Consider the following 23,156-nt stretch of genomic DNA (forward strand, 5'->3'; position numbering starts at 1 on the left):
CGGCACCCTCTACCAGCCCCCAACCGCCGCCGCGGCTTGACGAAAACCATAGAGGCACCCCCCGGGGAGGGACCCTGCTGGCGCCCGCCGCAGGACCGCGGCCCGAGGGAATACCGGCCGGTAGCCCCGGCGTTGGCGCCGGGTATGAAGGCCATCGCATACGACCGTTTCGGATCCTCTGACGTCCTGGCGCTCCAGGAGCTCCCCGACCCGCACCCTGGCTCGGACTCGGTGCTCGTGCAGGTGAAGGCCGCGAGCCTGAACCCCGTGGACTACAAGGCCCGCGAGGGCTACCTGCAGGGAGTGATCGACACCGTCTTCCCGGCGGTCCGGGATGGGACGTGGCCGGCGTGATCGTCAAGGCCGGCCTCGACACCCCCGAGTTCGAGGTCGGGGACGAGATCCTCGCCTATGCCCGCAAGGACGTCATCTCGGGCGGCACCCTCGCGGAGCTCGTCGAGGTCCCCGTGCGGACCGCCGCGCGCAAGCCCGAGGGCCTCAGCTTCGAGGACGCGGCCGCGCTCCCGCTCGCGGGCCTCACCGCCCTGCAGACCGTGCGCCGGGCCGGGGTCTCCGCCGGCTCGACCGTGCTCATCCACGCGGCCGCCGGCGGCGTGGGCTCCTACGCGACCCAGCTGGCCGTCCTCGCCGGCGCCCGGGTGGTGGGTACCGCCTCTGAGGGCAACCACGAGTACCTGCGCTCGCTCGGCGCCGAGCCCGTCGCGTACGGCGAGGGCCTGGTCGAGGCGGCGCGCGGCCTCGCCCCGGAGGGCTTCGACCACATCCTCGACTTCGTGGGGAACGGCGCCCTGGACACCGTCCCGCAGCTGCTGCGCGCGGGCGGGACCGTCGCCTCCATCACCGACCCCGCGGCCCGCGACGAGTACGGCGGCCAGTACATCTGGGTCCGCCCGAACCCGGAGGACCTCGCCGAACTGGCCCAGCTCGCCGCGGACGGCAGGCTCAAGGTCGAGGTCGCGGACGTCGTCGAGCTCGCCCAGGCCGCCGACGCCTACCGGACGCTCGAGGGCGGCCACGTGCGGGGCAAGCTCGTGGTCCGCCCCTGACGTAGCGCTGCCTGCCCGACGCACGACGGCGCCGCTCACCGTGGAAGGCGAGCGGCGCCGTCGTGCGTCCCCCGGTGGTGTGGAGAGGCTTCGGGGCCGCTCCACGACTGCCCGGGTCAGGACTTGAGCTTGGGCTTCACGTCCTTGTCGTAGATGCCCTGCAGGGTCTTCTTGAGGTCGCCCATGGTGGACTTCACGTCCGCCTGCTGGGTGACGATCTTCGCGACAGCCTTGGCCATCTCCTGGTCCGCGCCCGGCAGGAACACGCGGGCGTTGTCCTGGACCTTGGTCACGGCGAGCTGGTCGATCGCGGTCTGGATCTGCGGGGTCTTGGCCAGCACGGCGGTCATGTCCGCCGACTTGTTGACCGGCATGTAGCCGGTGGCCCCGGAGAAGGCCGCGGCGTTCTCGGGCTGGCCCACGAACTTGATGAACATGGCCGCGGCGAGCTGCTGCTCCTTGGAGATCCCGGAGGGGATGCCCAGGCCCGCGCCGCCCGTGGGGCACACCGGCTTGGTCGCCTTCGGGCCTCCGGGGAGGAAGCCGACGCCCACGTTGAACTTGGCCGTCTTGAGCACGCCCACGAGGGAGCCCGTCGAGGAGATGGTGGCGGAGGCGATGCCACCGCCGAAGTCCGCCGAGGAGTCCTTCGAGGACACGCCCGCCCACTTGTCCTTGTACACCGAGTCCTGCACCCACTGCATCGCGGCGACGGCATCGTCCGAGTCGCAGGTGATGTCCCAGCCCTTGGACCAGCCCGAGCCCCAGCCCCAGAGGTTGTTCTGCAGGGTCCAGCCCGCGTAGTCGGCCAGCGCCGGGTACATGTACGCGTACTGGGCGCCCGAGGCCGCCTTGATCTTCGAGGCCCAGTCGCCGAACTCCGACCACGTGGCCGGGGCACGGTCGGGCAGGCCGGCGGCCTTGAAGTGGTCCTTGTTGTAGTAGAACAGCGGGGTGGAGCGGGCGTACGGCATGGCCCACTGCTTGTTCGCGTACTGGTAGTCCTGCACGAGCGAGTCGCGGTAGTCGCTGAGCTTGATGTCCAGCTGCTTGATCGCGGAGTCCATCGGGATGATATTGCCGTTGATGTAGTAGCGGAACCACCACACGTCCGAGAGCAGCACGACGCCCGGCAGGCCCGAGTTGGCGGCCTGCGCGGTCTGGAACTTCTGGGCGATCTCCTCGTAGTTCGCCCCGGCCGTGACGAGGTTGACCTTGATGCCCGGGTTCGCCGCCTCGAACTTCGCCACGAGCTGCTTCTCGATGTCCTCGGACTTGCCCGGGTGGCTGGACCAGAAGTCGATCGACGCCGCCGGCTTGACGTCCTTGAAGTCGATGTCCGCGACCGCGGAGGTCGCGCTGCTGCCGGAGGTGTCAGGGCCGCCGCAGGCGGCGAGGGCCGCCACGGACGCGCTCGCGCCGGCGAGGCCGAGGAAGTGCCGACGGTCGAGTCGGAATGCCATTGCTGTGCCTTTCGTAGGTGCTTGAGAGTGGTGGAGCTTCTGCCTAGCCGGTGACGGAGCCCTGGGTGAGGCCGGCCACGATGTAGCGCTGGAGCATGGCGAAGACGATGAGGACGGGCACGATCACGAGCACCGCACCGGCCATGAGGATGCCCCACGACCCGGTGCCGCTCTCCGAGTTCTGCAGGAGCGTCAGGCCCACCGGCAGAGTCATGACCTCGGGCTTGTCCGTGATGATGAGCGGCCAGATGTAGTCGTTCCACTCCGAGACGATGGTCACGAGGGCCACCGTGGCGATCGAGGGGACCGACACCGGGACCACGATGCTCCAGAGCCGCTTCCAGTGGCCCGCGCCGTCGATCTCGGCGGCCTCGAGGATCGAGGCGGGCAGGGTCATGAAGTGCTGGCGCAGGAGGAAGGTGCCGAACGCCGTGCCGAGCCCCGGCAGGATGATGCCCCAGAGGGTGTTCTTCCCGCCGATGCTCGCGATGAGCACGTAGTTGGGCAGGATCGAGACCTGCGAGGGCACCATGAGCGCCACCAGGATGAGGATGAACACGAGGTTCTTGAACGGGAAGCGCACGAACACGAGCGCGTACGCCGTCATGATGGCCAGGGTCACCTTCACGACCGCGCCGACCGCCGTGACGATCGTCGAGTTGAGGAAGAACCGCGCGAACGGGACGGTGGTCATAGCCGTGTTGTAGTTGTCGAGGTTGATCGACTGGGGGAGGACCTTCAGGTCCGTCGTGACGATCTCGCCGGGGCTCTTGAACGAGCTCACGACCATCCACAGCAGGGGCAGCGCCACGATGAGGGTGGCGATGACCAGCGGGACGTAGCCGCCGGCGATCGTGCGGATGAGGTTCTGGGACGAGAACGGGCGCGGGCGCTCGGGCTCGCCGGCGGTCTCCGTGACGGTGACGGGTGCGGGGGCGGTCATGCGTAGTGCACCTTCCTCTCGACGAAGCGGATCTGCACGACCGTGATGACGAGCAGGATCACGAAGAGGATCACCGAGATCGCCGCCGAGTACCCGGCCCGGTTGTAGGAGCCGAACGCCTGCATGTAGGCCTCGTAGATGAGGGTGCTCGTGCCGTTGCCGAGCGGGGTCATGATGCGGATGAGGTCGAACGCCTGCAGGCTCGACAGGATCGTGGTGATGAGCAGGAAGAACGTGGTGGGGGAGAGCAGGGGCAGGCTGATGCTCAGGAAGCGGCGGGTGGCCCCGGCGCCGTCGATCGCGGCGGCCTCCATGACGTCGGCCGGGAGGGACTGCAGCCCGGCGAGGTACACGACCGCGCAGTAGCCGAGGTTCTTCCAGATGTAGACGATGATCACCATGGTCAGCGCGAGCTGGGGGTCGTTGAACCATTGCGGGCTCGCGACGCCGAAGGTGCGGAGGAACCACGCGAGGGCGCCGTAGCCGGGGTCGAAGATGAACATCCACACGAGGCCCACGCCCACGCCCGAGAGGACATAGGGGGCGAACACGGCGGAGCGGGCGAACGTGGTACCGCGGACCTTCGCGTTCAGCGCGAGCGCCACCAGCAGGCCCAGCACCATGGACAGGCCCACGGTGAGGACAGTGAAGATCGCGGTGGTGCCGAGGACGCGCGGGGCGTCGTCGCTGCCGAAGAACGTGGCGTAGTTCTCGAAGCCGATGTTCCTCGCGGTCTTGGACCCGAGGGTCCAGTCGAGGAACGAGTACTGCAGGTTCGCGAACAGGGGCCGGTAGGTGAACACGGCGATGAGGATCAGGTTCGGCAGCGCGAACGCGAGGAAGACGAAGAAGTCGCGGCGGCTGCGGCCGGAGAAGCGCGAGCGCTTCCGCTCGGGCCGGGAAGTGGAGGAGGCGCCCTGGCGACGCTCCAAGGTCGACTCGCTCATGGATGAATCCTGCAAGCGGGATGGGACATTGACAAGCATTCCTTCAAGATCTGGGTATGGGCGTGAAACCCCCGCGTAGTAGTGGACCACGGGCCGGCGGCGGCTCCGGCCGGAATCCGCCCCGCCCCCGGGCGAATTCCGTCCCGCGTATCCAAGAGTTCACACTGCGTTAGCGTAATGAGTGGGACACACCACACCCAAGGGCCGCGCCGGGAGTGTGGCCCCGGCTGTTGAGCCGGGGCAGGGGCCAGCGTTGAATGGGGCCCATGGGTTCCCTTCTCGATGTCCCCGGCCTCCGGGTCGGCCACGCCCAGCGCTCGGAGGACGGGTGGCTCAGCGGAGTGACCGCCGTCGTGCTCCCTCCCGGCAGCGCCGGCGGGGTCGATGTGCGCGGCGGCGGCCCGGGCACGATCGAGACCGACGCCCTCGACCCGTCCACCCTCGTGCAGACCGTGGACGGGATCGCCCTGTGCGGCGGAAGTGCCTACGGCCTCGCCGCGGCGGGCGGCGTGCAGCTATGGCTCGAGCAGCAGGGACAGGGGCACCCCGTGGTGGGCGGGGTGGTGCCGATCGTGGCCGGTGCGGTGATCTTCGACCTCGGCCGCGGCGGGGACTTCGGTGCCCGGCCGGACGCGGCGATGGGCTTCGAGGCGGCGGCCGCGTGCGTGGGCCTCGAGGACGCGCCCGACGGCGGGCTCCGCGGCTGCGTCGGCGCCGGAACCGGGGCGGCGGTGGGCCGCGCCATGTACAAGGGCGGCGTGGGGATGGCGTCGGTGCGGGTGCCCGGCGGCGCCGTGCCCGGGCCGCCCGGCGGCGCCCCGGTGGTCCTGCCCGAGGGGATCGTGGTCGGCGCGCTCGCCGTGGTGAACGCCGCCGGCGTGCCGGTCTTCCCAGGAGCTGCAGGGGCCGGCAAGCTCGGCGACGCCGAGGGCGAGGCGGAGGTTGCCCAGGAGGCGGCCTCGGCCGGCGAAGGCGGTGGCGTGGGAGGGGTCGCCGCTCCGGGCGCGCTGAACACGACCCTCGTGGTGGTGGCGACGAATGCGTCCCTCACCCCGGCCGAGTGCAAGCGCCTGGCCACCGCGGCGCACGCCGGGCTGGCCCGCGCGCTGGACCCGAGCCACACGCTCGTGGACGGCGACACCGTCTTCGGGCTGTCGACCCGCGCAGTCGAGTTCGACCGCTCCTCGGAGGCGGGGCGCGTCGTCGGCCTCATGTCGGTGCAGGTGGCGGCGGCCAACGCGGTCCGGGAGGCCATCCTCGACGGGGTCCGCTCGGCGACGCCGGTGACCACGCCGGCCGGGACATGGGAGCGCTTCCCCGTGCCGTGACCTTCTCCTCTGGGCCGGCCGCGCCCCCGCCCGGTTGACTGGGGGGCAAGGATTCGCGCCGGGAGAGGGGATGGGAACGATGGTCGAGAACCTCGTGAAGACGGTGGAGATCAACGCGCCGGTGGACACGGTCTTCACCTTCCTCAGCGACCCGACGCGATGGATGCTCGCGTTCCCCGGCGACAGCGAGGTCACGGACGTCCAGATCACCCCGGACGGAGTCGGCACGTCGGCGAAATGGGCGGCGAAGATCTTCGGGCTCCACATGTCCGTCACCCACGAGTACCGGGAGGTGGTCCGCAACCAGCGGATCGTCTCGAAGGCCACAGCCGGCCCTGTCCTCACCTTCTCCCTCGAGCCCCGGGGCGCCGGAACGGTGCTGAGTGTCGAGCAGGGCTTCGACATCGAGACGCCGCTCGTGCGGGTCCCGCTCCAGGCGCTCTTCACCCGCTGGGCCGAGGACGACATCGAGGGCCTGGCCGCCAACATCAAGAGCCTCGTGGAGACCGGCCAGAAGGCGGTCCTCGAACCCGAGAAGAAGCTCGTCCACACGCTGACGTGGTCCGGCGCCGTCAGCATCCACGCACCGGTGGAGCGCGTGTTCGACCTCGTCAAGGACCCGGCCGTGTGGCTGGGGCCGTACGTGCGGATCTCGGACCTCCGCGTTGCGCCGGAGGGCGTGGGAACAACCTTCGAGGCCTCCTGGCGCGTCCTGGGCATCCCGCTCCGGACCACCCACGAGTACACGGAGTTCGTGCCGAATGACCACTTGACCTCGAAGGCCGCGCTGGGTCCGGTCTTCGTGGTCGCCGTCGCTCCGGAGGACGGTGGCACCCGCCTGAGCATGCGCTCGGATGTGCTGCCCGCGAACTGGGCGGACGCCGCGGTCGACTCACTGGTCATCAAGATGTCGGAGCGCAGCCAGGAGGAGCTGTTGGCCGGCATCAAGGCCAAAGCCGAGGCCGGGGCCGGGCTGTAGGCGGCGCGTCAGTAGACGGGTAGGTTGCCCTGGGCCAAGCGGGCGGCGACGACCGCCCCGACGCGGGCCACCATCTGCTCCGTCCGATGGACCACCTCGCCGTAGCTCACCCGGAGTGTCGCGAAGCCGCGGGCCTGGGCGGCCCCGTCGCGCAGGTAGTCGCTATACCGGCTCTCGGGCTGCTGGTGGGTCTTGCCGTCGATCTCGAGATCCAGGCAGCGCTCGACGATGTGGTCCATCGACCCCACGCTGTCCACCGCGACCTGCGGCTCGACCAGGAATCCAGCCCTCCGCAGGTGCTCCCGGGCCAGGGTCTCCGCGAGGGAGTCGGCGCCGCGGTCCACCATGGCCAGGACCGCGCGGGCCGGCCCGTTGCGCGGCCCGGTGAGCAGGCTCTTGAGCAGCTCGCGTGACAGCCCCTTCTGCAGGGCGGATTCGACAATGACCAGCGACTCCATCTCCGGCAGGCAGTGCAACGCGTGCATTGCGGTGTCGAGGATCGAGGTGGTCCGGCTCCGCGGGCTCGCAGGCGCCCAAGAACCCCGGTGTACCACGGCCCGGTCGGAGGCCAGCCTGCCGTCCGGCCTCAGAAGGTGGACCTCTCTGTGGTCCTCGAGCACCCAGAGCCCCTGCCGCCGCGCCGCCGAGACGCACGTGAGCAGCGAGTTGGTGGCCAGGCAGCGGACCAGCAGCGGATCGGCGTCGTGCAGTGCGACGATGCCCCGCGCCGGGCGGAGCACGCTCCCGTCGCGGAACGCCGAGGCCAGGGCGCCCCGGCTCACGCCCGCCGCGAGCAGCTCGGAGCGGCGCGCCACGCCCTCGTGGGCGCGGAGGGCATCGACGACTCGATCCATGCGTCGATTGTCGCCGGGCGGCCAAGGAAAGTGGCCCCGGCTCGGGCGGTATGTGGAAACAAACGCCTCTTGCCAGTCCGAGCGTCTGAAGTCCTTCCCATCTTTGCTGCAGCCGTCCCCGGCTTTGGGGCTTGTGCCGGGCGGATCCGGCAGGAGAAGGCCGGTCTCTGCGGGCCTTTCCACCGTCGGTGGCGGCCAGCACGGCCCAAAGCAGGGGAGGAGTGCCAGCAAGGGTGGTGAGGAGTGCGCAGAAGGGCGGGGAGGGGGCGGACAGCCGGGCCAAGGGCAGGAAACGCGGACCCCTCCGGGAGCCAGGGTGGGCACGGCGTGTACCATGGGCGGATTTAACTTCCGCGGCCACGTGGCGTACAGTTGTGTGTTGGCTGTCGGCCCTCCCATGCCCATTTGGAGCGTGCGGGCCCGCCAGTCGTCAAACCATACACGTCCGCCGGGGGCCCATTGCGCCCGGCGGCAGAGAAAGTTAGCGGAGGCTATGGCCAAGAAGGACGGTGTCATCGAGATCGAGGGTGTCGTGACTGAAGCGCTGCCCAACGCAATGTTCCGCGTTGAGCTGACGAACAAGCACGTCGTACTCGCTCACATCTCTGGCAAGATGCGCCAGCACTACATCCGCATCCTCCCTGAGGACCGCGTCGTGGTGGAGCTCAGCCCGTACGACCTGACCCGCGGCCGGATCGTCTACCGCTACAAGTAAGCAGCCGCGCCCGGGGGCACCCGGGCGTCAATGCTGACCACCTGCAGAACACGCAAAGGACACAGCCATGAAGGTCAAGCCGAGCGTCAAGCAGATCTGCGACAAGTGCAAGGTGATCCGCCGCAATGGGCGGGTCATGGTGATCTGCGAGAACCCGCGCCACAAGCAGCGCCAGGGCTGATCCCCTCCCCGCGAGGGAGAGGATCAGGCCGGGCAACGCCCACGCAATAACTAGAGAAGGCAGCACAAGCTGCGCTGGGACGAATGGGCCCGGACAGCTGACCCCCGGCCCGGAGGCTGGGGCCGCTCGAGAACGGAGCGGGTGTCCTGCCTACGACCTCCGGATAGCACAAGGAGAACCGCCGATATGGCTCGTCTCGCTGGCGTTGACATTCCCCGCGAAAAGCGGCTGGAAATCGCGCTCACTTACATCTACGGCGTGGGTCGCACCCGTGCGAAGGAAACGCTCGCTGCCACGGGCATCAGCGCGGATGTCCGGGTCAAGGACCTGACGGACGCTGAGCTGGTCCAGCTGCGTGACTACATCGAGGGCAACTACAAGGTTGAGGGTGACCTCCGCCGCGAGGTGGCCGCCGACATCCGCCGCAAGGTCGAGATCGGCAGCTACGAGGGTCTGCGCCACCGCCGGGGCCTCCCGGTCCGCGGCCAGCGCACCAAGACCAACGCTCGTACCCGCAAGGGCCCGAAGCGCACCGTCGCAGGCAAGAAGAAGGCCGGCCGCTGATAGCGGTCACCCAAAACTTTAGGTAGGAGAAGCTACATGCCCCCAAAGACTCGTGCGACGTCGGTCCGCAAGCCGCGCCGCAAGGACAAGAAGAACATCGCGCTCGGTCAGGCGCACATCAAGAGCACCTTCAACAACACCATCGTGTCCATCACGGACCCGTCCGGTGCTGTGATCTCCTGGGCTTCGGCCGGTGAGGTCGGCTTCAAGGGCTCGCGCAAGTCCACCCCGTACGCCGCGCAGCAGGCCGCCGAGTCCGCCGCGAAGCGTGCCCAGGAGCACGGCCTCCGCAAGGTCGACGTATTCGTGAAGGGCCCGGGCTCGGGCCGCGAGACCGCCATCCGCGCGCTGCAGGCCGCTGGCCTCGAGGTCGGGTCCATCCAGGACGTGACCCCGAGCGCGCACAACGGCTGCCGCCCGCCGAAGCGCCGCCGCGTCTAACAGGTTGCCGGGGCCGGCGGGGCCGGTCCGCCCGAGGCGAGCCCACGGCGTCGTGCGTCACAGACAACGCACGACGGCGCGGCTCGCCTCCCGCGGCCTGCCCCGCCCGGCTTCATTACTTAGTTCAGACCTTTTCCATCCATCTGTGTTGCGTCATATAGCGGATGCTTCCTGAAAGGAAAACCCAGTGCTCATTGCACAGCGCCCCACCCTGTCTGAAGAAGTAGTATCCGAGAACCGCTCCCGCTTCGTCATCGAGCCGCTGGAGCCGGGCTTCGGCTACACCCTCGGCAACTCGCTGCGCCGCACCCTGCTGTCCTCGATCCCGGGGGCTGCCGTCACCAGCATCCGGATTGACGGCGTGCTGCACGAATTCACCACGGTTGAGGGGGTCAAGGAGGATGTCACCGAGATCATCCTGAACCTCAAGAGCCTCTCGATCTCCTCCGACCAGGACGAGCCCGTCGTCGCGTACCTGCGCAAGCAGGGCCCCGGCGTCGTGACGGCCGCGGACATCGCCCCGCCGGCCGGCGTGGAGATCCACAACCCGGATCTGCACATCGCCACCCTGAACTCCAAGGGCAAGTTCGAGCTCGAGCTGACCATCGAGCGTGGCCGCGGGTACGTCTCCGCGGCGCAGAACAAGTCCGCGGACGCGGAGATCGGCCGTATTCCGGTCGACTCGATCTACTCCCCGGTGCTGAAGGTGACCTTCCGCGTCGAGGCGACCCGTGTCGAGCAGCGCACCGACTTCGACAAGCTCATCGTCGACGTGGAGACGAAGCCGGCCATCAAGCCGCGCGACGCCGTCGCGTCGGCCGGCACCACGCTCGTGGAGCTGTTCGGCCTCGCCCGCGAGCTGAACACCGCCGCCGAGGGCATCGAGATCGGCCCGTCCCCGACGGACGCCGCGCTCGCTGCGGACATGGCCCTCCCGATCGAGGACCTGGACCTCACCGTCCGTTCGTACAACTGCCTCAAGCGCGAGGGCATCCACACGGTGGGCGAGCTCGTGGCCCGTTCCGAGGCGGACCTGATGGACATCCGCAACTTCGGTGCCAAGTCGATCGACGAGGTCAAGGCCAAGCTCCTCGAGCTCGGCCTCTCGCTCAAGGATTCGCCGGTCGGATTCGATCCCCTCGCTGCGCGCGCTGCCGCGGGCGACGAGGACGATGCCGCGTACAGCGACGACGAGCTCTAAGAAGAATTTGCCCGCCGCCGGTGAGAGCCGGCAGCGGTCCACAACAGGAGAAACGACATGCCTGCACCCACCAAGGGTCCGCGTCTGGGCGGTGGCCCGGCGCACGAGCGCCTCATGCTCAACAACCTCGCCGCTGCGCTCTTCGAGCACAAGCGCATCACCACGACCGTGACGAAGGCCAAGCGCCTCCGCCCGGTCGCCGAGCGCCTCATCACGTTCGCGAAGCGCGGCGACCTCGCCTCGCGCCGCCGTGTCCAGGCGGCCATCTCGGCCCGCACGAACACCAACAAGGGCATCATCCACGAGCTCTTCACCGAGATCGCCCCGCAGCTGTCGGAGCGCAACGGTGGCTACACCCGCATCACCAAGATCGGCAACCGCAAGGGCGACAACGCCCCCATGGCTGTCATCGAGCTCGTGCTCGAGCCGGTCTCGGCGAAGCAGGCTGTGGTGAAGGAGGCCGAGAAGGCCGCCGAGAAGAGCGCGCCGAAGGCCGACGCCACCGTCGAGGCCCCGGCCGAGGAGACCGCCGCCGAGGAGACCGCTGCTGAGGCTCCCGCCGAGGCCGAGGTCACCGAGGCTCCGGCCGAGGACGCCGCCGAGGCTCCCGCTGAGGAGAAGGCCGACGACGCCAAGTAGTCGCCTTCCAGCCGTCCCGCACCGCCGGGGCGTCTGATCGGTTCAGGGCCCCCGTTCCCCCTCCAGGGAACGGGGGCCCTGCTGCGTCCCGGGCCGGGACGGCTGGGACGGTGGGGCCCGGACCGGTGATGCGGTGACGGTGAGCCGGGGGAGGGGCCTACGGGGGAGGGGCCTACGGGGGAGGGGCCTAGCTGGGCCCGGCCATCGGGAGGACGAGCGAGAAGACGCTGCCGGCGCCGGGTTCGCTCTGGACCTCGAGTCGGCCGCCGTGGCGCTCGGCGACCATCCGCGTGAAGGACAGGCCGAGGCCCACCCCGGGGATGTCGAGGCCCCGGGCGGCGTCGGTGCGGAAGAACCGGTCGAAGATGTGCGGGCGGTCGTCGGCGGAGATGCCGATGCCGGTGTCGGCGACCTCGACCGTGGCCCAGCCGCAGGCCGCGGCCGCGCGGAGGGTGACCACGCCGCCGTCGGGGGAGTACTTGACCGCGTTGGAGAGCAGGTTGTCGGCGGCCTGCCCGATGCGCAGCGGGTCCGCCTGCACCCACAGGTTCGGGGGGAGGTCGACGACGAGGCGCACCCGCGCGGCGTCGGCCGCCGTCTGCACGGCCTCGGCGCGGCCGGCGAGCACCGCGGAGAGGTCGGTCCGGGTGGGCCTGATCGGGAGGGTGACCTCGGAGGAGGCCATGAGGTCCCGGGCGAGGTCGACGAGGCGCTCGGCGTTGCCCTGCGCGACCTCCAGCCGGCCCCGCGCCGCGGCGGGGAGCTCTGCCTCGAGCGCGAGGTCGAGGTTGCCGAGCACCGAGGTGAGCGGGGTGCGGAACTCGTGGGCCACGGTGCGCACGAGCTCGGCCTTGTCCTCGGCCGTCTGGGCCAGCTGGGTCACGTCGGTGTAGGAGACGACGGCGCCCCCGCGGTCGCCGTCGACCGGCCGCGCGACCACTTGGAGCGCCCGGGCGCGGGGCCCCCAGCCGAGCCACACCATCTCGCCGTCGATCGCCTCGCCGCGGGCGGCGCGGTGGAGGACCCGGCGGTCCGGATCGACGCGTGCCCGGCGGTCCTTCGTGAATACGGGGAAGGCGCGGTCGGCGATGTCGAAGTCCGCCGGGGACTCCCAGCCCACCCCTTCGAGCAGGGCGCGGAAGGCTTCGTTCCACCGCACGGGCCGCCCGCCCGCGTCCACGGCGACGATCCCGACGCTCGCGGCGTCGAGGATCGTGGCCAGGAGGGCCTCCTTCTCCATGGCGTCCTCGAGCAGCTGCTTGAGCTTGGCCTGGTGCGCCCGCAGCTGCCGCTCCTGCAGGCGCAGTCCCGCCCCGGCGGCGCGGATCGCGACCGCGACGGTGAGCATGAGGAGTGGCAGCAGGAGGGCATCGGTGAAGGCGGCGTGGCCGGCCGCGCCGGGGGCCAGCAGCGTGGGCAGCGTGATGAGGAGCGGGCCGACGAGGGCCGTGGACAGGGCGATGCGGGCCGAGAGCGCCGAGCCGGCGATCCAGATCACCGGGAACACGGCGAGGGCGCCGGTGCCGGTGAGCGCCCCGTGCGGGCCGCCGTTGCGCAGCAGCCACACGGAGACGAGGTCGAGGGCCGGGATCCAGAGGGCCGCGCCGGCGCTCAGCTGCTCCCATGGCAGGACTAGGCACAGGACCGCGGCCACCATCTGCGCGAGGATGCCGGCGGCGAACAGCGGGGCGGCGGCGGCGTCTGCCCAGGCGCTGGGCGCGGCGAGGGCGATGACGGCCACGGCCACGGCCACGGTCAGCGGCAGCTGGCACAGCAGCACGCGTGTGCGCGCCCCGACCCGGTCCACATAGCGGAGGACCTTGCCGGCGGTGGCCAGCTCCTTGACAGACACGATCCCTCCCGGATACGTGAGACGTCCCCCTTCACTTATTTATCACGCATGACGGATACTGTGACACTAGGGCATCGTGTCGATGACACTTTTGTCGCTTCCCGGTCGTATGGAGGGTCGCTGTGAACGGTCTGGGTATTGCGCTGGTGGTGGAGGATGACGAGGATGTGCGCGGTCTCCTCGAGGATGTGCTGGGCCACGCGGGTTTCGACGTGCGGACGGCCTCGACGGGACGGGAGGGCGCCGAACTGGCCCGCACCGAACACCCCACCGTGGTCACGCTCGACGTCGGGCTGCCGGACATCGACGGCTTCGAGGTCCTCCGGCGGATCCGGGGGGCGAGCGACGCCTACGTGGTGATGGTCTCCGGCCGCGACGAGGAGCCGGACGCCCTGTTCGCGCTCCAGTCCGGGGCGGACGACTACCTCACCAAGCCGTTCCGTCCGCGCGAGCTGCGGGCCCGCATCGGGGCGATGCTGCGCCGGCCCCGGGCGGCCCACTCAGGGCACATTGCCGCGCCGTTCACGGACCCCCGGTCAGCCCAGACGGCCCACGCCCACGGGTGGATGCCCCGGCCCGAGGCTGCGCCGAGGCAGCAGGACTCCGTCCGGCCCTACCCCGCGCCGACGCCGCCCCAGCCCGGCGACCGTCTGCTGCGCAACGGCGCCCTGGCCCTGGACCCGAACACCCGGACGGCCTCCGTGGCGGGGACCGAGCTCGAGCTCACGCGCAGTGAGTTCGACCTGCTGCACTCGCTCCTTCGCGCCGGCGGCCGGGTGCTGACCCGGGCGGAGCTCGTCCGCGTGGCCCGCGGAGACAGGTTCCGCGACGACACCTACGTCAGCGAGGCGGACGAGCGCGCGGTCGAGGTCCACATCGGGAACCTGCGCCGCAAGCTCGGCGACGACCCGCGCGCCCCGCGCTGGCTCCTGACCGTCCGCGGCGTGGGCTACCGGCTGCGTCCGGCCGGCTGAGTGCGCTGACCGAGCGCGGCGGCTGCGGCGGCCGGCCCGGCGGGGAGCCCGCGGGCCAAGACCACAGCGGTGACGTCCCCGCACGCAAGGGCCTGCGGCAGCAGGGGCCTCGCGGCCCGGGTGCCGTCCGCCCGCACACGCCCCACGATGCGGTCCGCGGCGTCGGCGAGGCGCACTGCCCCGGCCATGGACGCCGCGGTACGCAGGCTCAGGGCGGCGTCGACCGCGGCGGCCGCGTCCTCGAGGGCGAGGGCCGCGGCGAGCCGCGCGCGGCGCTGCGGCCACAGGCGCACGACGCCGCGTGCGAACCTCGCGGCGGCGGGCTCGCCGATCTCGGCGGCGAGCCTCGCCAGGACGGCAGCGTCGAGGAGCGGGAGCATCATCGCATCCCCTGCAGGGTGGCGATTGTGTTGATGACGGCGGGGCCGAGGATTGCGATGAACAGCACGGGGAAGATGAAGAACAGCAGGGGGAAGAGGACCTTGACGGGCAGCTTCATGGCCTGCTGCTCGGCGCGCTGGCGACGCTTGACACGCATGGCCTTGGCCTGGACCCGGAGCACCTGGGAGATGGCGATGCCGTAGGCGTCGGCCTGCACCACTGCCTGGACGAAGCTGCGGACCTCGGGGACGGTGGACCGCTCGGCGAGTCCGAGATAGGCGGCGCGGCGTGTGCGTCCCACCTGCATGTCCTGCAGGGTACGGGAGAGCTCCTGGGCGAACGGCCCGCGCCCGGCGGCGGCGGCCCGCGCCACGGCGGCCTCGAAGCCGAGGCCGGCCTCAACCGAGATGAGCAGCTGGTCGAGCGTGTTCGGCAGCTCGCGCTGGATGGCCGTCTGCCGCTCGAGGCCCCGGCTGTAGAGCAGCAGGTCCGGGATCGCGTAGCCGAAGACGGGCAGGACTACGGCGACGAGCCGCATGATCGGCAGCTGGCCGGTGGAGAGCATGAAGGCCGCGCAGCCGATCCCGGCGGCGGCGAGCGCGGGCTTGGCGGCGAGCAGCCTGCCCAGGGGCAGGGAGGAGGGCCGTCCGGCCCGCGCCAGCAGGGTGTCGAGCCGGCGGACGTAGGAAGCTGGGGTGAGCCGGCGGCCGAGGGCCTCGAGCGCCCCCGCGAGGCCGGGGCCCTGCTGGGGGGCCGCGGGCCCGGCGGCGAGGCCGCGGGACAGGTTCGTCTGGATGGCGCGCGCTTCGCGGCGGTCTGTGGAGAGAACCGCCCACAGCAGGGCGGCGACTGGGAGGGCCACGAGCGCCGCGGCCAGGAGCGGGACGGTCACGAGGTCCTCCTAGAACTTGATGTCGATGATCTTGCGCAGCCAGAGCGCGCCGATGCCCATGAGCACCACGGAGGCGCCGATCATGGCCCAGCCGAGCGGGCTCGTGAGCAGCGGCGTCATGTAGTGCGGGTTCACAGCCATGAGCAGGGCCACGATCCCCACGGGCAGGGCCATGAGGATGTAGGCGGAGAACTTGCCCTCGGCAGCGAGGGCCGCGATGTGGCCCTTGATCTCCCCGCGCTCGCGGATGGTCTCGTTGACCTGGTCGAGGACCTCGGCGAGGTTGCCGCCTACCTCCCGGTTGATCTGGATCGCCTGGGCCACCCAGACGAAGTCCTCACTGGCCATCCGCACCGAGGTCTCCTCGAGCGAGGCGAGTAGGTCCCGGCCCAGAGCGGTGTCCCGCACCACGCGGCGCATCTCGTGGGCGGTGGGCTCGGGGCTCTCGGCCGCGGCGGCGTCGATCGCGCGCAGGATGCTGTGCCCCGCCCGGAGCCCGCCGGAGAGCAGGTGCAGGGTGTCGGCGAGCTGGCCGTCGAAGCGCTTCCGCCGCGCGGCAATCTTCGAGCGCACCAGGACGCGCGGCACCACGGGCACGATCAGCGCCGCGAGGATGCCGAGCGGCAGCAGCCCCGCGACCGCGCCGAGGAGGAGGAAGGCCAGCATCGCGCCACCAACCACGAGGACAAGGTCGGCCTGGCGGACGTTCAGGCCGGCGAGCTCTAGCTGCTCGGGGGAGACGAGCCGGAGGCGGTGCCCGGTCAGCCAGCCCTGGAGCGCGTCGGAGGCGCCGCGGCCGGCGCGGCCGAGCGCGGAGCCGCGGGGCGCCGTCGTGGGCCGGCGGCGGCTGGCGGGCAGCGCGGGGCTGCCGGGGCGCAGCGCGAGGATCGCGGCGGCACCGCCTCCTCCGAGGATGAGGCCGCAGCCGAGCATCAGCTCCACGGTCCCTCCTTCGTGCCCTGGCTGCCCGCGGCGCCGGGTGCCATGAGCGGGCCGAAGATGCCCGGGCGCACGTGCAGGCCCAGGTCCTCGAAGCGCTCGAGGAACCGCGGCCGCACCCCTGTCGGCACGGGCCGGCCCAGGAACCGGCCGGAGGGATCGACCCCGGCGCCGTAATCGAACACGAACGCGTCCTGCAGCGTCACGACGTCTCCTTCCATGCCCTGCACCTCGGTGACGTGCGTGATGCGGCGGGTGCCGTCGCGCAGGCGGGAGATCTGCACGATGAGGTTGACCGCGGAGGCGATCTGCTCGCGGATGGCCCGCAGGGGCAGGTCCATGCCGGCCATCAGCACGAGGGTCTCGAGGCGGGCGATCGCGTCGCGGGGAGAGTTGGAGTGCACCGTCGAGAGGGAGCCGTCGTGGCCGGTGTTCATGGCCTGGAGCATGTCCAGCGACTCGCCGCCGCGGACCTCGCCGACCACGATGCGGTCGGGCCGCATGCGGAGCGAGTTGCGCACGAGGTCGCGGATCGTGACCTCGCCCTTGCCCTCGGTGTTGGGCGGGCGGCTCTCGAGCCGGACCACGTGCTCCTGCTGGATCTGCAGCTCCACTGCGTCCTCGATGGTCACGATCCGCTCCCCGTGGGGGATGAAGCCGGAGAGGACGTTGAGCAGGGTGGTCTTTCCGGTGCCGGTGCCGCCCGAGACGATGATGTTGAGCTTGGCCTCGACGCACGCGTGCAGCAGCTCGGCCATGTCCGGGGTGAGGGTTCCGAAGCCGATGAGATCGCGCACCGTCAGCGGGGTCTTGCCGAACTTGCGGATGGTCAGGGACGAGCCGCCCACGGCAAGCGGCGGGATCACGGCGTTCACGCGGGAGCCGTCGGCCAGGCGGGCGTCCACGAGCGGGGACGATTCGTCGATGCGGCGGCCCACGCGGGAGACGATCCGCTCGATCACTGCGCGCAGCTGCTCCTCCGAGGTGAAGCGCAGCTCGGAGAGGGCGAGGTGGCCCTTGCGCTCGGTGTAGATCTGGTCGTGCCGGTTGACCATGATCTCGGTGACCGCGTCGTCGTCGAGGAGCCGCTGGAGCGGCCCGTAGCCGAGCACGTCGTCCTCGACCTCGCGCAGGAGCCGCACGCGCTCGGGGGCGCTGAGGGGTACGGGCTCCTCGTCGATGATGTGGGTGAGCTCCTCGCGGGCAGCGCTGCGCAGATCGTCGTCCGTGGCCTCCGTGTCGCCGAAGCGCTGGCCCATGCGCTCGAACAGGGCGGTGGCGGCGCGCTGCTTGAGCCCGGTGAGGGCGTCCTGGGCCACGGCCGGTGCCGCGGCGGGGGCGGAGGACCCAGGGGCTGCGGACGACGGCGCGGCTGCGGCGCGTGCCGACAGGCTCGCCCACGCGGACCCCGCCACGGCAGGGGCGGCCGGGGGCGCGGGAACGGCGGCGGCGGTCGCGTCCGCGGCCGCCGAGTCCGCTGCGGGGGCCTGGGCAAGGGCGAGGCCGCCGCCCTCGGCGAGGCTGAGCCGCTCCGAGAGCTTCACGCGACCACCACTCGGCGGTGGGCCCGCCGGCGCGCGGCGGCCTTGGGCTTGGCGGTGGGGGAGATCCGCTCCACGACCTGGCCGAGGGCCGCCGTGGCCCGGTCCTTCCGCGAGGCCTGGAGGACGGGGATGCCGCGGTTCGTCGAGAAGGCCACGAGCTTGGAGCGCGGGACGCTCACGTCCACGGGCACGCCGATGGTGGCCTCAACGTCGCGGACGCTGAGTCCGGACTTCGCGTCCGCCATGTTCAGCACGAGGTGGCGGACCTCGGGCAGGAGGCCGAGGTGGCCGAGGACGTCGAGGCTCGAGCGGAGCCCCCGGACGCCGGGGACGTCCATGCCGGTGACCCAGACGCCGTCGGTGCAGTGCTCGAGGGCCGCGAGGGTGCACTCTCCCAGTCCCGGGGCCGTGTCCACGATGACGTAGTCGAACTGGGCGGCGAGCTGGCGGAGGAGGTGGCCGACCTTCTCGGGGGTGATCGCATCCGCCTCCACGGGGCTCTTGGGCGCGCACAGGGCGTACAGCCCGGCGGGGTGGAGGGTGAGGAAGGCCTTGAGCACCAGCGCGTCCCGGGCGGCGGCCGCGGAGACCGCGTCCGTGACAGTGTGCTCGGGATCGAGGTCCAGGCCCGAGGCGACGTCGCCGAACTGCAGGTCCAGGTCCACGATCACGACTCCCATGGGGGCGGCCTTGGCCAGGCCGACGGCGATGTTGGTGGCGAGGGTGGTCTTGCCCACGCCGCCCTTGGGAGAGAAGACTCCGATCACGCGGCCGCGCGGGCCGTCCACGACGCCGGTGGCGGCGTCCGGGCCGGTGCCCTCGGGACCGGCGGCGCCGGCGCGGCGGCGGCCCTCGGTGGCCTGGACGGAGCGCTGCAGCACCACGCGCAGCTGTTCGGCCTCAACCTCGGGGGAGACCACGTCACGGATCCCGGCGCGCATGGCCTGGAGCATGAGATCGGCGTCGGCCTCGGCGGCGAGGAGGACGGCGACGGCGGGGTAGCGGACGTCGAACACCGTGGCGAGGCGCAGCGCACCGTCGAGCGGGACGCCGGGGCCGAGCACGAGGGCGTCCGGCTGCGCCCCGCCGAGCCGCGCGAAGACCTGCTCCGGCTGCTCGGGGAGTTCCGCGGTGGCGACGGTGTAGAGGGCGCCCGGGAGCGCGCCGTCGACCGCGGAATGCATCCGCTCGGCGAACTCGGGGCTCGGGGAGATCAGGACGAAGCCGCTCACGGGTAGACCTTTCCTCGGTCGATGGGTCCGGGGCCGGGCTGGGCAGAGCCTGCGGGCTGCTTGCTGAGCCAGATCTTGCCGAACTCGCTCGCGAACACGATCCGCGAGGCCTGGGAGGCGTTCGCTGCGACCGTGATGATGAACGGCGTGGTCGGCGTCACGGTGGCGGACTCGGTGGTCTGCGGGGCGCGCTGGACCGAGGTGACGAGCATCCCGGCGTACGTCAGGCTGGTGCTCTCGGGGCCGCCGGAGGGCACGGCGCCCTTGTCGAAGGAGAGGAAGAGGCCCACGGTGTCCCCGGCGGCGAGGCGTCCGCCCACGGCGCGCTGGGCGTCGAGTTGGAAGGAGACCTCCTGCAGGCCCGCGGGGACGGGGACGGTGCCCGGCTCAGCGAGGGCCTGCGGGGTGGCGAGCCGGTCCGCGAGGAGCTGCTCGCCCTCGGAGAGGTCGGCGGTGGTGACCTTGCCAGCGGTGCCGTCCAGGGACCGCAGCGCGGTGGGGGCGATCGCCTCTGCGGGGAGGGTGCGGAGCTGGAGGGAGTCCTTGATCTTCTCTGCGGCGGTCCCGGCGGGGATGGGCTTGACGACCACGAGGACCTGGGTGGGCTGCAGGCCGGCCATGGCGCGGGCGTCCGCGCCGTTGGCGTAGGCGAGGACCAGGATGACGCCGAGGATGGCCGCCGCGAGGGCGGCGGCCCCGGCAACGAGCCTTGACTTCACGATGCTCCTGACAGGTGCGAAAGGGGTGGGCGAGAGAGGGTGGAGGGCACTAGGGGGCCAGCCGGACGACGGTGGCCCCGAACGAGGTCGGCGCGCCCAGCTGGTAGGCGTTGGAGAGCGAGACGTAGGTGATGAACTTGCCGATGATGCCGCGGCACGAGCCGGTGCACCACAGCGAGGACGGCACGGCGGAAGACGTGTTGTTGAAGGTCGAGGGCAGGGAGTCGTTGCCCGAGAACTTCCAGCCCTGGACGCTGAAGGCCGCGAAGGCCGACAGCGTGAAGACCACGTTGTTGCCGGTGCCCGTCACCTGGGTGAAGACGGGCAGGAGCGCGGTGGGCGGATTCCCGGCCTGGATCGAGGCGGCCCAGCCCTGCAGGAGCGCATCGCAGTTCGCAGGGGCGCTGTTGCCCGGCTCGGTCTGGGCCGTGGCGATGTTGATCGTGGCGCCGCACTGGCCCGGATCCTGGGTCAGCCAGCCGAAGCCTCCCGGGACCACCGAGCCCGAGGGCCCGTAGTTGCAGCCCGGGTTGATGTTCGTCGAGTGGCTCTGCAGCCGCTGGAAGCCGCCGTCGACGAAGCCCTGGACCTGGCACACGGAGAAGGTGATGGGGAAGACCGCCGGCCCGGCGCTGGGACTGCCCCACACGGCCTTGGCGCGTGCGCCGACCGCGGCGCTGTCGATCCCGAGAGCGCGCGCGAAGTACAGCGCGACCGATCCGGGCTGGGAGCCGGGCTGGAGCGGCTGCGTCTGGGCGGTGACGCTGCGGGCGGACGTGTCGACGGCGAGGCTCGCGATCCCCGCCTGGCCGCCCGCCGCGTTCTGCTGGGTCAGGCCCGTGGCGAGCGGGGAGGTGGACGTGCACGCGGTGTCGGCGGGGTTGAGGGCGCACCGCTGGGCCACGCCGAGGGCGGCCGAATCGGCGCCGTTCTGCAGCTGCGCGTGCTCGGCGTAGAGCATGCCGCCGTCGACGGCGAGGGCACCCACGGCGAGCAGCACCACGAGGAGGAGCGCCGTGAGGACGGCGACGGCTCCGCGCTCGCCGTCCCGGCCGGCGTCGTGCGCCGCGGTGCCGCGGACGGTGCGGGGCGAGGGAAGGGTCAGCCGCCGCACAGCATGACCCCCTTGCCCTGCAGCGGGAAGCTTCCGAAGAAGCCGGTTCCCGTGAGCGTGTAGCTGGCGGTGAACGTGATGGTCGTGGCCGGCGGCGTGGGCTGCCCGGGAGGCGGGCAGGCCGCGGGGGAGATCGTGAACGCCGAGTCGGGGAGGGTGGCGCCGAGCGGGGCTGCGGCGCTGCGGGCCGCGGAGAGCGCCGCCGTGGTCCCCTGGCCCAGGGCCATGGTGCGGGCGCCCTCGCGGGCGGCGTAGGTGAGGGTCTGCTGGGCGCTGAAGGCGCGCCCGAAGTCGATGATGCCGAGCAGGAGCACGAGCAGCACCGGCAGGACGATGGCGAACTCGACGGCTGCTGCGCCGCGCTCGCTGTCGCTGGTGCGCATGCTGGCTCCTCTCAGGGCTGGTGCTTCTGGGGTGGTGGGGGCGTGCTGGTGCCCGCCCGGGCCGGTGGCCCGGGCGGGCGGCGCTGCGTCGGACCTGGGCTCAGGCGGCGGGCTTCGGCGTCAGCGAGATGCCGTTGAACAGGTTGTTGAGGTTGCCACCGAGCGCGCTGACGGCGCCGATGATGACGACGGCGATGAGGGCGACCATGATCCCGTACTCGACGGCGGTGGCGCCCTGCTCGCCCGAGAGGGCGCGCTCCTTGAGCTTGAGGCCGGCGACGTGCAGGGTGGCGATGATGGAAAGCATCCTGTGCTCCTGTGGGGTGTGGTGGTTGTCGGCTGGTCCGATCACCAGCTCCACCATCGACGTTAGGGAGCCGGCTCGCGCCGGGGTACGGATCTGGGACGAAACTTGCGGAAGCCTCGCACTCGGGGCCGTTCCTGCGCTTCCGCGGGGGAGTTTCTGCGCGAATCCTTAGACTGGTCGCCATGACATCCGAGCCCTCCACGGTGCGCGTGCGCCTCGATCTGGCCTACGACGGCGCTCCGTTCAGCGGGTGGGCGGTGCAGCCCGGGCTCCGCACGGCACAGGGGTCGCTCGAGGAGGCGCTCGCCCTGATCCTGCGCCGGCCGGTCCGCGTGGTGGTGGCCGGCCGCACCGATGCCGGCGTGCACGCCCGCGGGCAGGTGGTGCACCTGGACCTCGCGCTGGGGGAGTGGGACGGGCTCGCGCGGCGCTCGTCGGATGCGCCCGAGGAGGTCCTCGTCCGGCGTCTGCGCGGGGCGCTGAGCCGGGTGCTCGGGGAGGAGACGGGTGCGCTCGAGGTGCGCAGCGCCGTCGTGCCTCCCGCCGGGTTCGACGCGCGGTTCTCGGCGCTGTGGCGGCGCTACTCGTACCGGATCGCGGATAGGCCGGAGGACTGGGACCCGGTGCTGCGGGGGATCACGCTCTGGCACCGAGCTGGGGTGGACATTGGGCGGATGAACGCCGCCGCGGACCAACTCCTGGGGCTGCAGGACTTCCTTGCTTTCTGCAAGCCGCGTGAGGGGTCCACCACCGTGCGCACCCTGCAGGAGTTCGCGTTCGAGCGGACGGCCAGCGGCGTGGTGGTCGCCCGGGTGCGGGCCGACGCCTTCTGCCACAACATGGTCCGGGCCCTGATCGGCTCGGTGCTGCGCGTGGGGGAGGGGCTCGAGCCCGTGGGGTGGCTGCACGAGCGGATGCTCGCCCGGGTGCGGGATGCGAAGACGCGGCTGGCGCCGGCGCATCCGCTCGTGCTCGAGGAGGTCGGGTATCCGGAGTCCGGCGCGGAGATGGCCGAGCGGGCCGAGCTGACGCGGGCGCTGCGGGAGGAAATCCCGGGCGGCTGAGCGGAGTCGAAACCCAGCTCGGCGGTTGAGCGGAGCCGAGACCCTACGCGATGAGGATCTGCATTCCGACGTTCAGGCCGAGGAATACCCAGCCCATCATGGCGAAGTGCTTCAGCCGCGGGGCAGGCCATTTCGCGGCCAGCCAGAGTCCGAGGAGCAAGCCGTTGATCGCCGTGCCGTAGGAGATGAGCGCGATGATGACGGCCCTCACGGCAGCAGCCCCGTAATGGCGCCAGCAGAGGTCTGGGTGTCGCGGCCCATGTCTTCTCCATCCAGAAGAGCGCGGCCTCGGGGTAGCCTGCCCAGATGTCCCAGAGGTGATGCCCAGCGTAAGCGCTCGCTCGTCCGGCGGGCAATGGCCGAGACGGCAGTGAGGAGTTCCCTCCCGACTCTGGGCATCGGGAGGGAACTCCGGCGTGGAGGGGACCTTGCC

The 23,156-nt window shown here is 71.4% G+C and carries 25 protein-coding genes and 1 pseudogene; 11 read left to right on the plus strand and 15 right to left on the minus strand.

Features of this window, described 5'->3' with window-relative positions:
• The first annotated feature begins 144 nt into the window (after positions 1-144).
• Positions 145-1,067, plus strand: a pseudogene (locus ACYVKZ_RS19560) (NADP-dependent oxidoreductase).
• A 116-nt stretch (positions 1,068-1,183) separates the two neighbouring features.
• On the opposite strand, the gene ACYVKZ_RS19565 reads toward ACYVKZ_RS19560, so the two are convergent.
• From ACYVKZ_RS19565 to ACYVKZ_RS19575, 3 genes are read right to left on the minus strand one after another with little or no spacing between them, the layout of a single operon-like run.
• Positions 1,184-2,530, minus strand: coding sequence for an ABC transporter substrate-binding protein (locus ACYVKZ_RS19565; RefSeq protein WP_460993951.1), 1,347 nt, complete (start codon positions 2,528-2,530; stop codon positions 1,184-1,186).
• 43 nt (positions 2,531-2,573) lie between these two features.
• Positions 2,574-3,473, minus strand: a complete 900-nt coding sequence (locus ACYVKZ_RS19570; protein WP_460993953.1) for a carbohydrate ABC transporter permease — start codon at positions 3,471-3,473, stop codon at positions 2,574-2,576.
• Positions 3,470-4,420, minus strand: a complete 951-nt coding sequence (locus tag ACYVKZ_RS19575) for a carbohydrate ABC transporter permease (protein ID WP_460993955.1) — start codon at positions 4,418-4,420, stop codon at positions 3,470-3,472. The genes ACYVKZ_RS19570 and ACYVKZ_RS19575 overlap by 4 nt, the downstream gene beginning before the upstream one ends.
• Positions 4,421-4,686: 266 nt before the next feature.
• Here ACYVKZ_RS19575 and ACYVKZ_RS19580 point away from each other — a divergent pair, with 266 nt between their 5' ends.
• Together ACYVKZ_RS19580 and ACYVKZ_RS19585 are read left to right on the plus strand one after the other, a co-directional pair.
• Positions 4,687-5,748 (plus strand): P1 family peptidase, encoded by a 1,062-nt coding sequence (locus tag ACYVKZ_RS19580; protein WP_460993957.1) that lies wholly within the window; start codon positions 4,687-4,689, stop codon positions 5,746-5,748.
• Positions 5,749-5,818: 70 nt separating this feature from the next.
• Positions 5,819-6,727, plus strand: a complete 909-nt coding sequence (locus ACYVKZ_RS19585; RefSeq protein WP_460993959.1) for an SRPBCC family protein — start codon at positions 5,819-5,821, stop codon at positions 6,725-6,727.
• Positions 6,728-6,735: 8 nt separating this feature from the next.
• Here the strand turns inward: ACYVKZ_RS19585 and ACYVKZ_RS19590 are convergent, their stop codons facing one another.
• Positions 6,736-7,581: a type IV toxin-antitoxin system AbiEi family antitoxin domain-containing protein gene (locus ACYVKZ_RS19590; protein WP_460993961.1), complete on the minus strand. Its 846-nt coding sequence runs from the start codon at positions 7,579-7,581 to the stop codon at positions 6,736-6,738.
• A 493-nt stretch (positions 7,582-8,074) separates the two neighbouring features.
• Between ACYVKZ_RS19590 and infA the strand changes: the two genes are divergently transcribed.
• The 6 genes from infA to rplQ all read left to right on the plus strand — a co-directional run bounded on the left by infA (position 8,075) and on the right by rplQ (position 11,322).
• Positions 8,075-8,296, plus strand: coding sequence for a translation initiation factor IF-1 (gene infA, locus ACYVKZ_RS19595; RefSeq protein WP_011775571.1), 222 nt, complete (start codon positions 8,075-8,077; stop codon positions 8,294-8,296).
• A 67-nt stretch (positions 8,297-8,363) separates the two neighbouring features.
• On the plus strand, positions 8,364-8,477 hold the full coding sequence (rpmJ, locus tag ACYVKZ_RS19600; protein WP_011775570.1) for a 50S ribosomal protein L36: 114 nt from the start codon (positions 8,364-8,366) through the stop codon (positions 8,475-8,477).
• Between the two features lie 186 nt (positions 8,478-8,663).
• Positions 8,664-9,041 carry a 30S ribosomal protein S13 gene (gene rpsM / locus ACYVKZ_RS19605; protein ID WP_066499470.1) on the plus strand — a complete coding sequence of 126 codons (378 nt, stop codon included), beginning with the start codon at positions 8,664-8,666 and terminating at the stop codon, positions 9,039-9,041.
• A 36-nt stretch (positions 9,042-9,077) separates the two neighbouring features.
• Entirely contained in the window at positions 9,078-9,482 is a 405-nt protein-coding gene (gene rpsK / locus ACYVKZ_RS19610; protein WP_043120112.1) for a 30S ribosomal protein S11, read from the plus strand.
• 187 nt (positions 9,483-9,669) lie between these two features.
• On the plus strand, positions 9,670-10,683 hold the full coding sequence (locus ACYVKZ_RS19615; RefSeq protein ID WP_307004479.1) for a DNA-directed RNA polymerase subunit alpha: 1,014 nt from the start codon (positions 9,670-9,672) through the stop codon (positions 10,681-10,683).
• Between the two features lie 57 nt (positions 10,684-10,740).
• Positions 10,741-11,322, plus strand: a complete 582-nt coding sequence (rplQ, locus tag ACYVKZ_RS19620; RefSeq protein ID WP_307004477.1) for a 50S ribosomal protein L17 — start codon at positions 10,741-10,743, stop codon at positions 11,320-11,322.
• Positions 11,323-11,509: 187 nt separating this feature from the next.
• Here the strand turns inward: rplQ and ACYVKZ_RS19625 are convergent, their stop codons facing one another.
• Positions 11,510-13,174, minus strand: coding sequence for a sensor histidine kinase (locus tag ACYVKZ_RS19625; RefSeq protein WP_460993965.1), 1,665 nt, complete (start codon positions 13,172-13,174; stop codon positions 11,510-11,512).
• Positions 13,175-13,296: 122 nt separating this feature from the next.
• On the opposite strand from ACYVKZ_RS19625, the gene ACYVKZ_RS19630 reads away from it, so the two are divergent.
• Entirely contained in the window at positions 13,297-14,148 is an 852-nt protein-coding gene (locus tag ACYVKZ_RS19630; RefSeq protein WP_460993967.1) for a response regulator transcription factor, read from the plus strand.
• On the opposite strand, the gene ACYVKZ_RS19635 is transcribed toward ACYVKZ_RS19630, so the two are convergent.
• From ACYVKZ_RS19635 to ACYVKZ_RS19675, 9 genes are all read right to left on the minus strand, one after another.
• Positions 14,124-14,531 carry an Hpt domain-containing protein gene (locus ACYVKZ_RS19635; RefSeq protein WP_460993969.1) on the minus strand — a complete coding sequence of 136 codons (408 nt, stop codon included), beginning with the start codon at positions 14,529-14,531 and terminating at the stop codon, positions 14,124-14,126. The genes ACYVKZ_RS19630 and ACYVKZ_RS19635 overlap by 25 nt on opposite strands.
• A complete protein-coding gene (locus ACYVKZ_RS19640; protein WP_460993971.1) occupies positions 14,528-15,421 on the minus strand; it encodes a type II secretion system F family protein in 894 nt (297 codons plus the stop codon). Before ACYVKZ_RS19640 ends, ACYVKZ_RS19635 begins: the two co-directional genes overlap by 4 nt.
• 9 nt (positions 15,422-15,430) lie before the next feature.
• Positions 15,431-16,354, minus strand: a complete 924-nt coding sequence (locus ACYVKZ_RS19645; protein WP_460994065.1) for a type II secretion system F family protein — start codon at positions 16,352-16,354, stop codon at positions 15,431-15,433.
• Positions 16,354-17,904, minus strand: coding sequence for a CpaF family protein (locus tag ACYVKZ_RS19650; RefSeq protein ID WP_460993973.1), 1,551 nt, complete (start codon positions 17,902-17,904; stop codon positions 16,354-16,356). Before ACYVKZ_RS19650 ends, ACYVKZ_RS19645 begins: the two co-directional genes overlap by 1 nt.
• Positions 17,901-19,136, minus strand: coding sequence for an AAA family ATPase (locus tag ACYVKZ_RS19655; RefSeq protein ID WP_460993975.1), 1,236 nt, complete (start codon positions 19,134-19,136; stop codon positions 17,901-17,903). Before ACYVKZ_RS19655 ends, ACYVKZ_RS19650 begins: the two co-directional genes overlap by 4 nt.
• Positions 19,133-19,855: a Flp pilus assembly protein CpaB gene (cpaB, locus tag ACYVKZ_RS19660; RefSeq protein WP_460993977.1), complete on the minus strand. Its 723-nt coding sequence runs from the start codon at positions 19,853-19,855 to the stop codon at positions 19,133-19,135. The genes ACYVKZ_RS19655 and cpaB overlap by 4 nt, the downstream gene beginning before the upstream one ends.
• Before the next feature lie 49 nt (positions 19,856-19,904).
• On the minus strand, positions 19,905-20,969 hold the full coding sequence (locus ACYVKZ_RS19665; RefSeq protein WP_460993979.1) for a pilus assembly protein TadG-related protein: 1,065 nt from the start codon (positions 20,967-20,969) through the stop codon (positions 19,905-19,907).
• A complete protein-coding gene (locus ACYVKZ_RS19670; protein WP_460993981.1) occupies positions 20,957-21,352 on the minus strand; it encodes a TadE/TadG family type IV pilus assembly protein in 396 nt (131 codons plus the stop codon). The genes ACYVKZ_RS19665 and ACYVKZ_RS19670 overlap by 13 nt, the downstream gene beginning before the upstream one ends.
• 100 nt (positions 21,353-21,452) lie before the next feature.
• A complete protein-coding gene (locus ACYVKZ_RS19675; protein ID WP_460993983.1) occupies positions 21,453-21,659 on the minus strand; it encodes a Flp family type IVb pilin in 207 nt (68 codons plus the stop codon).
• 182 nt (positions 21,660-21,841) lie between these two features.
• Here ACYVKZ_RS19675 and ACYVKZ_RS19680 point away from each other — a divergent pair, with 182 nt between their 5' ends.
• A complete protein-coding gene (locus ACYVKZ_RS19680; protein WP_460993985.1) occupies positions 21,842-22,723 on the plus strand; it encodes a tRNA pseudouridine synthase A in 882 nt (293 codons plus the stop codon).
• A gap of 43 nt (positions 22,724-22,766) precedes the next feature.
• On the opposite strand, the gene ACYVKZ_RS19685 is transcribed toward ACYVKZ_RS19680, so the two are convergent.
• The gene (locus tag ACYVKZ_RS19685) at positions 22,767-22,934 is read right to left on the minus strand and encodes a hypothetical protein (RefSeq protein ID WP_460993987.1); all 168 of its coding nucleotides are present in this window, start codon (positions 22,932-22,934) and stop codon (positions 22,767-22,769) included.
• Positions 22,935-23,156 lie beyond the last annotated feature (222 nt).

The sequence above is a fragment of the Sinomonas soli genome (assembly GCF_054782415.1).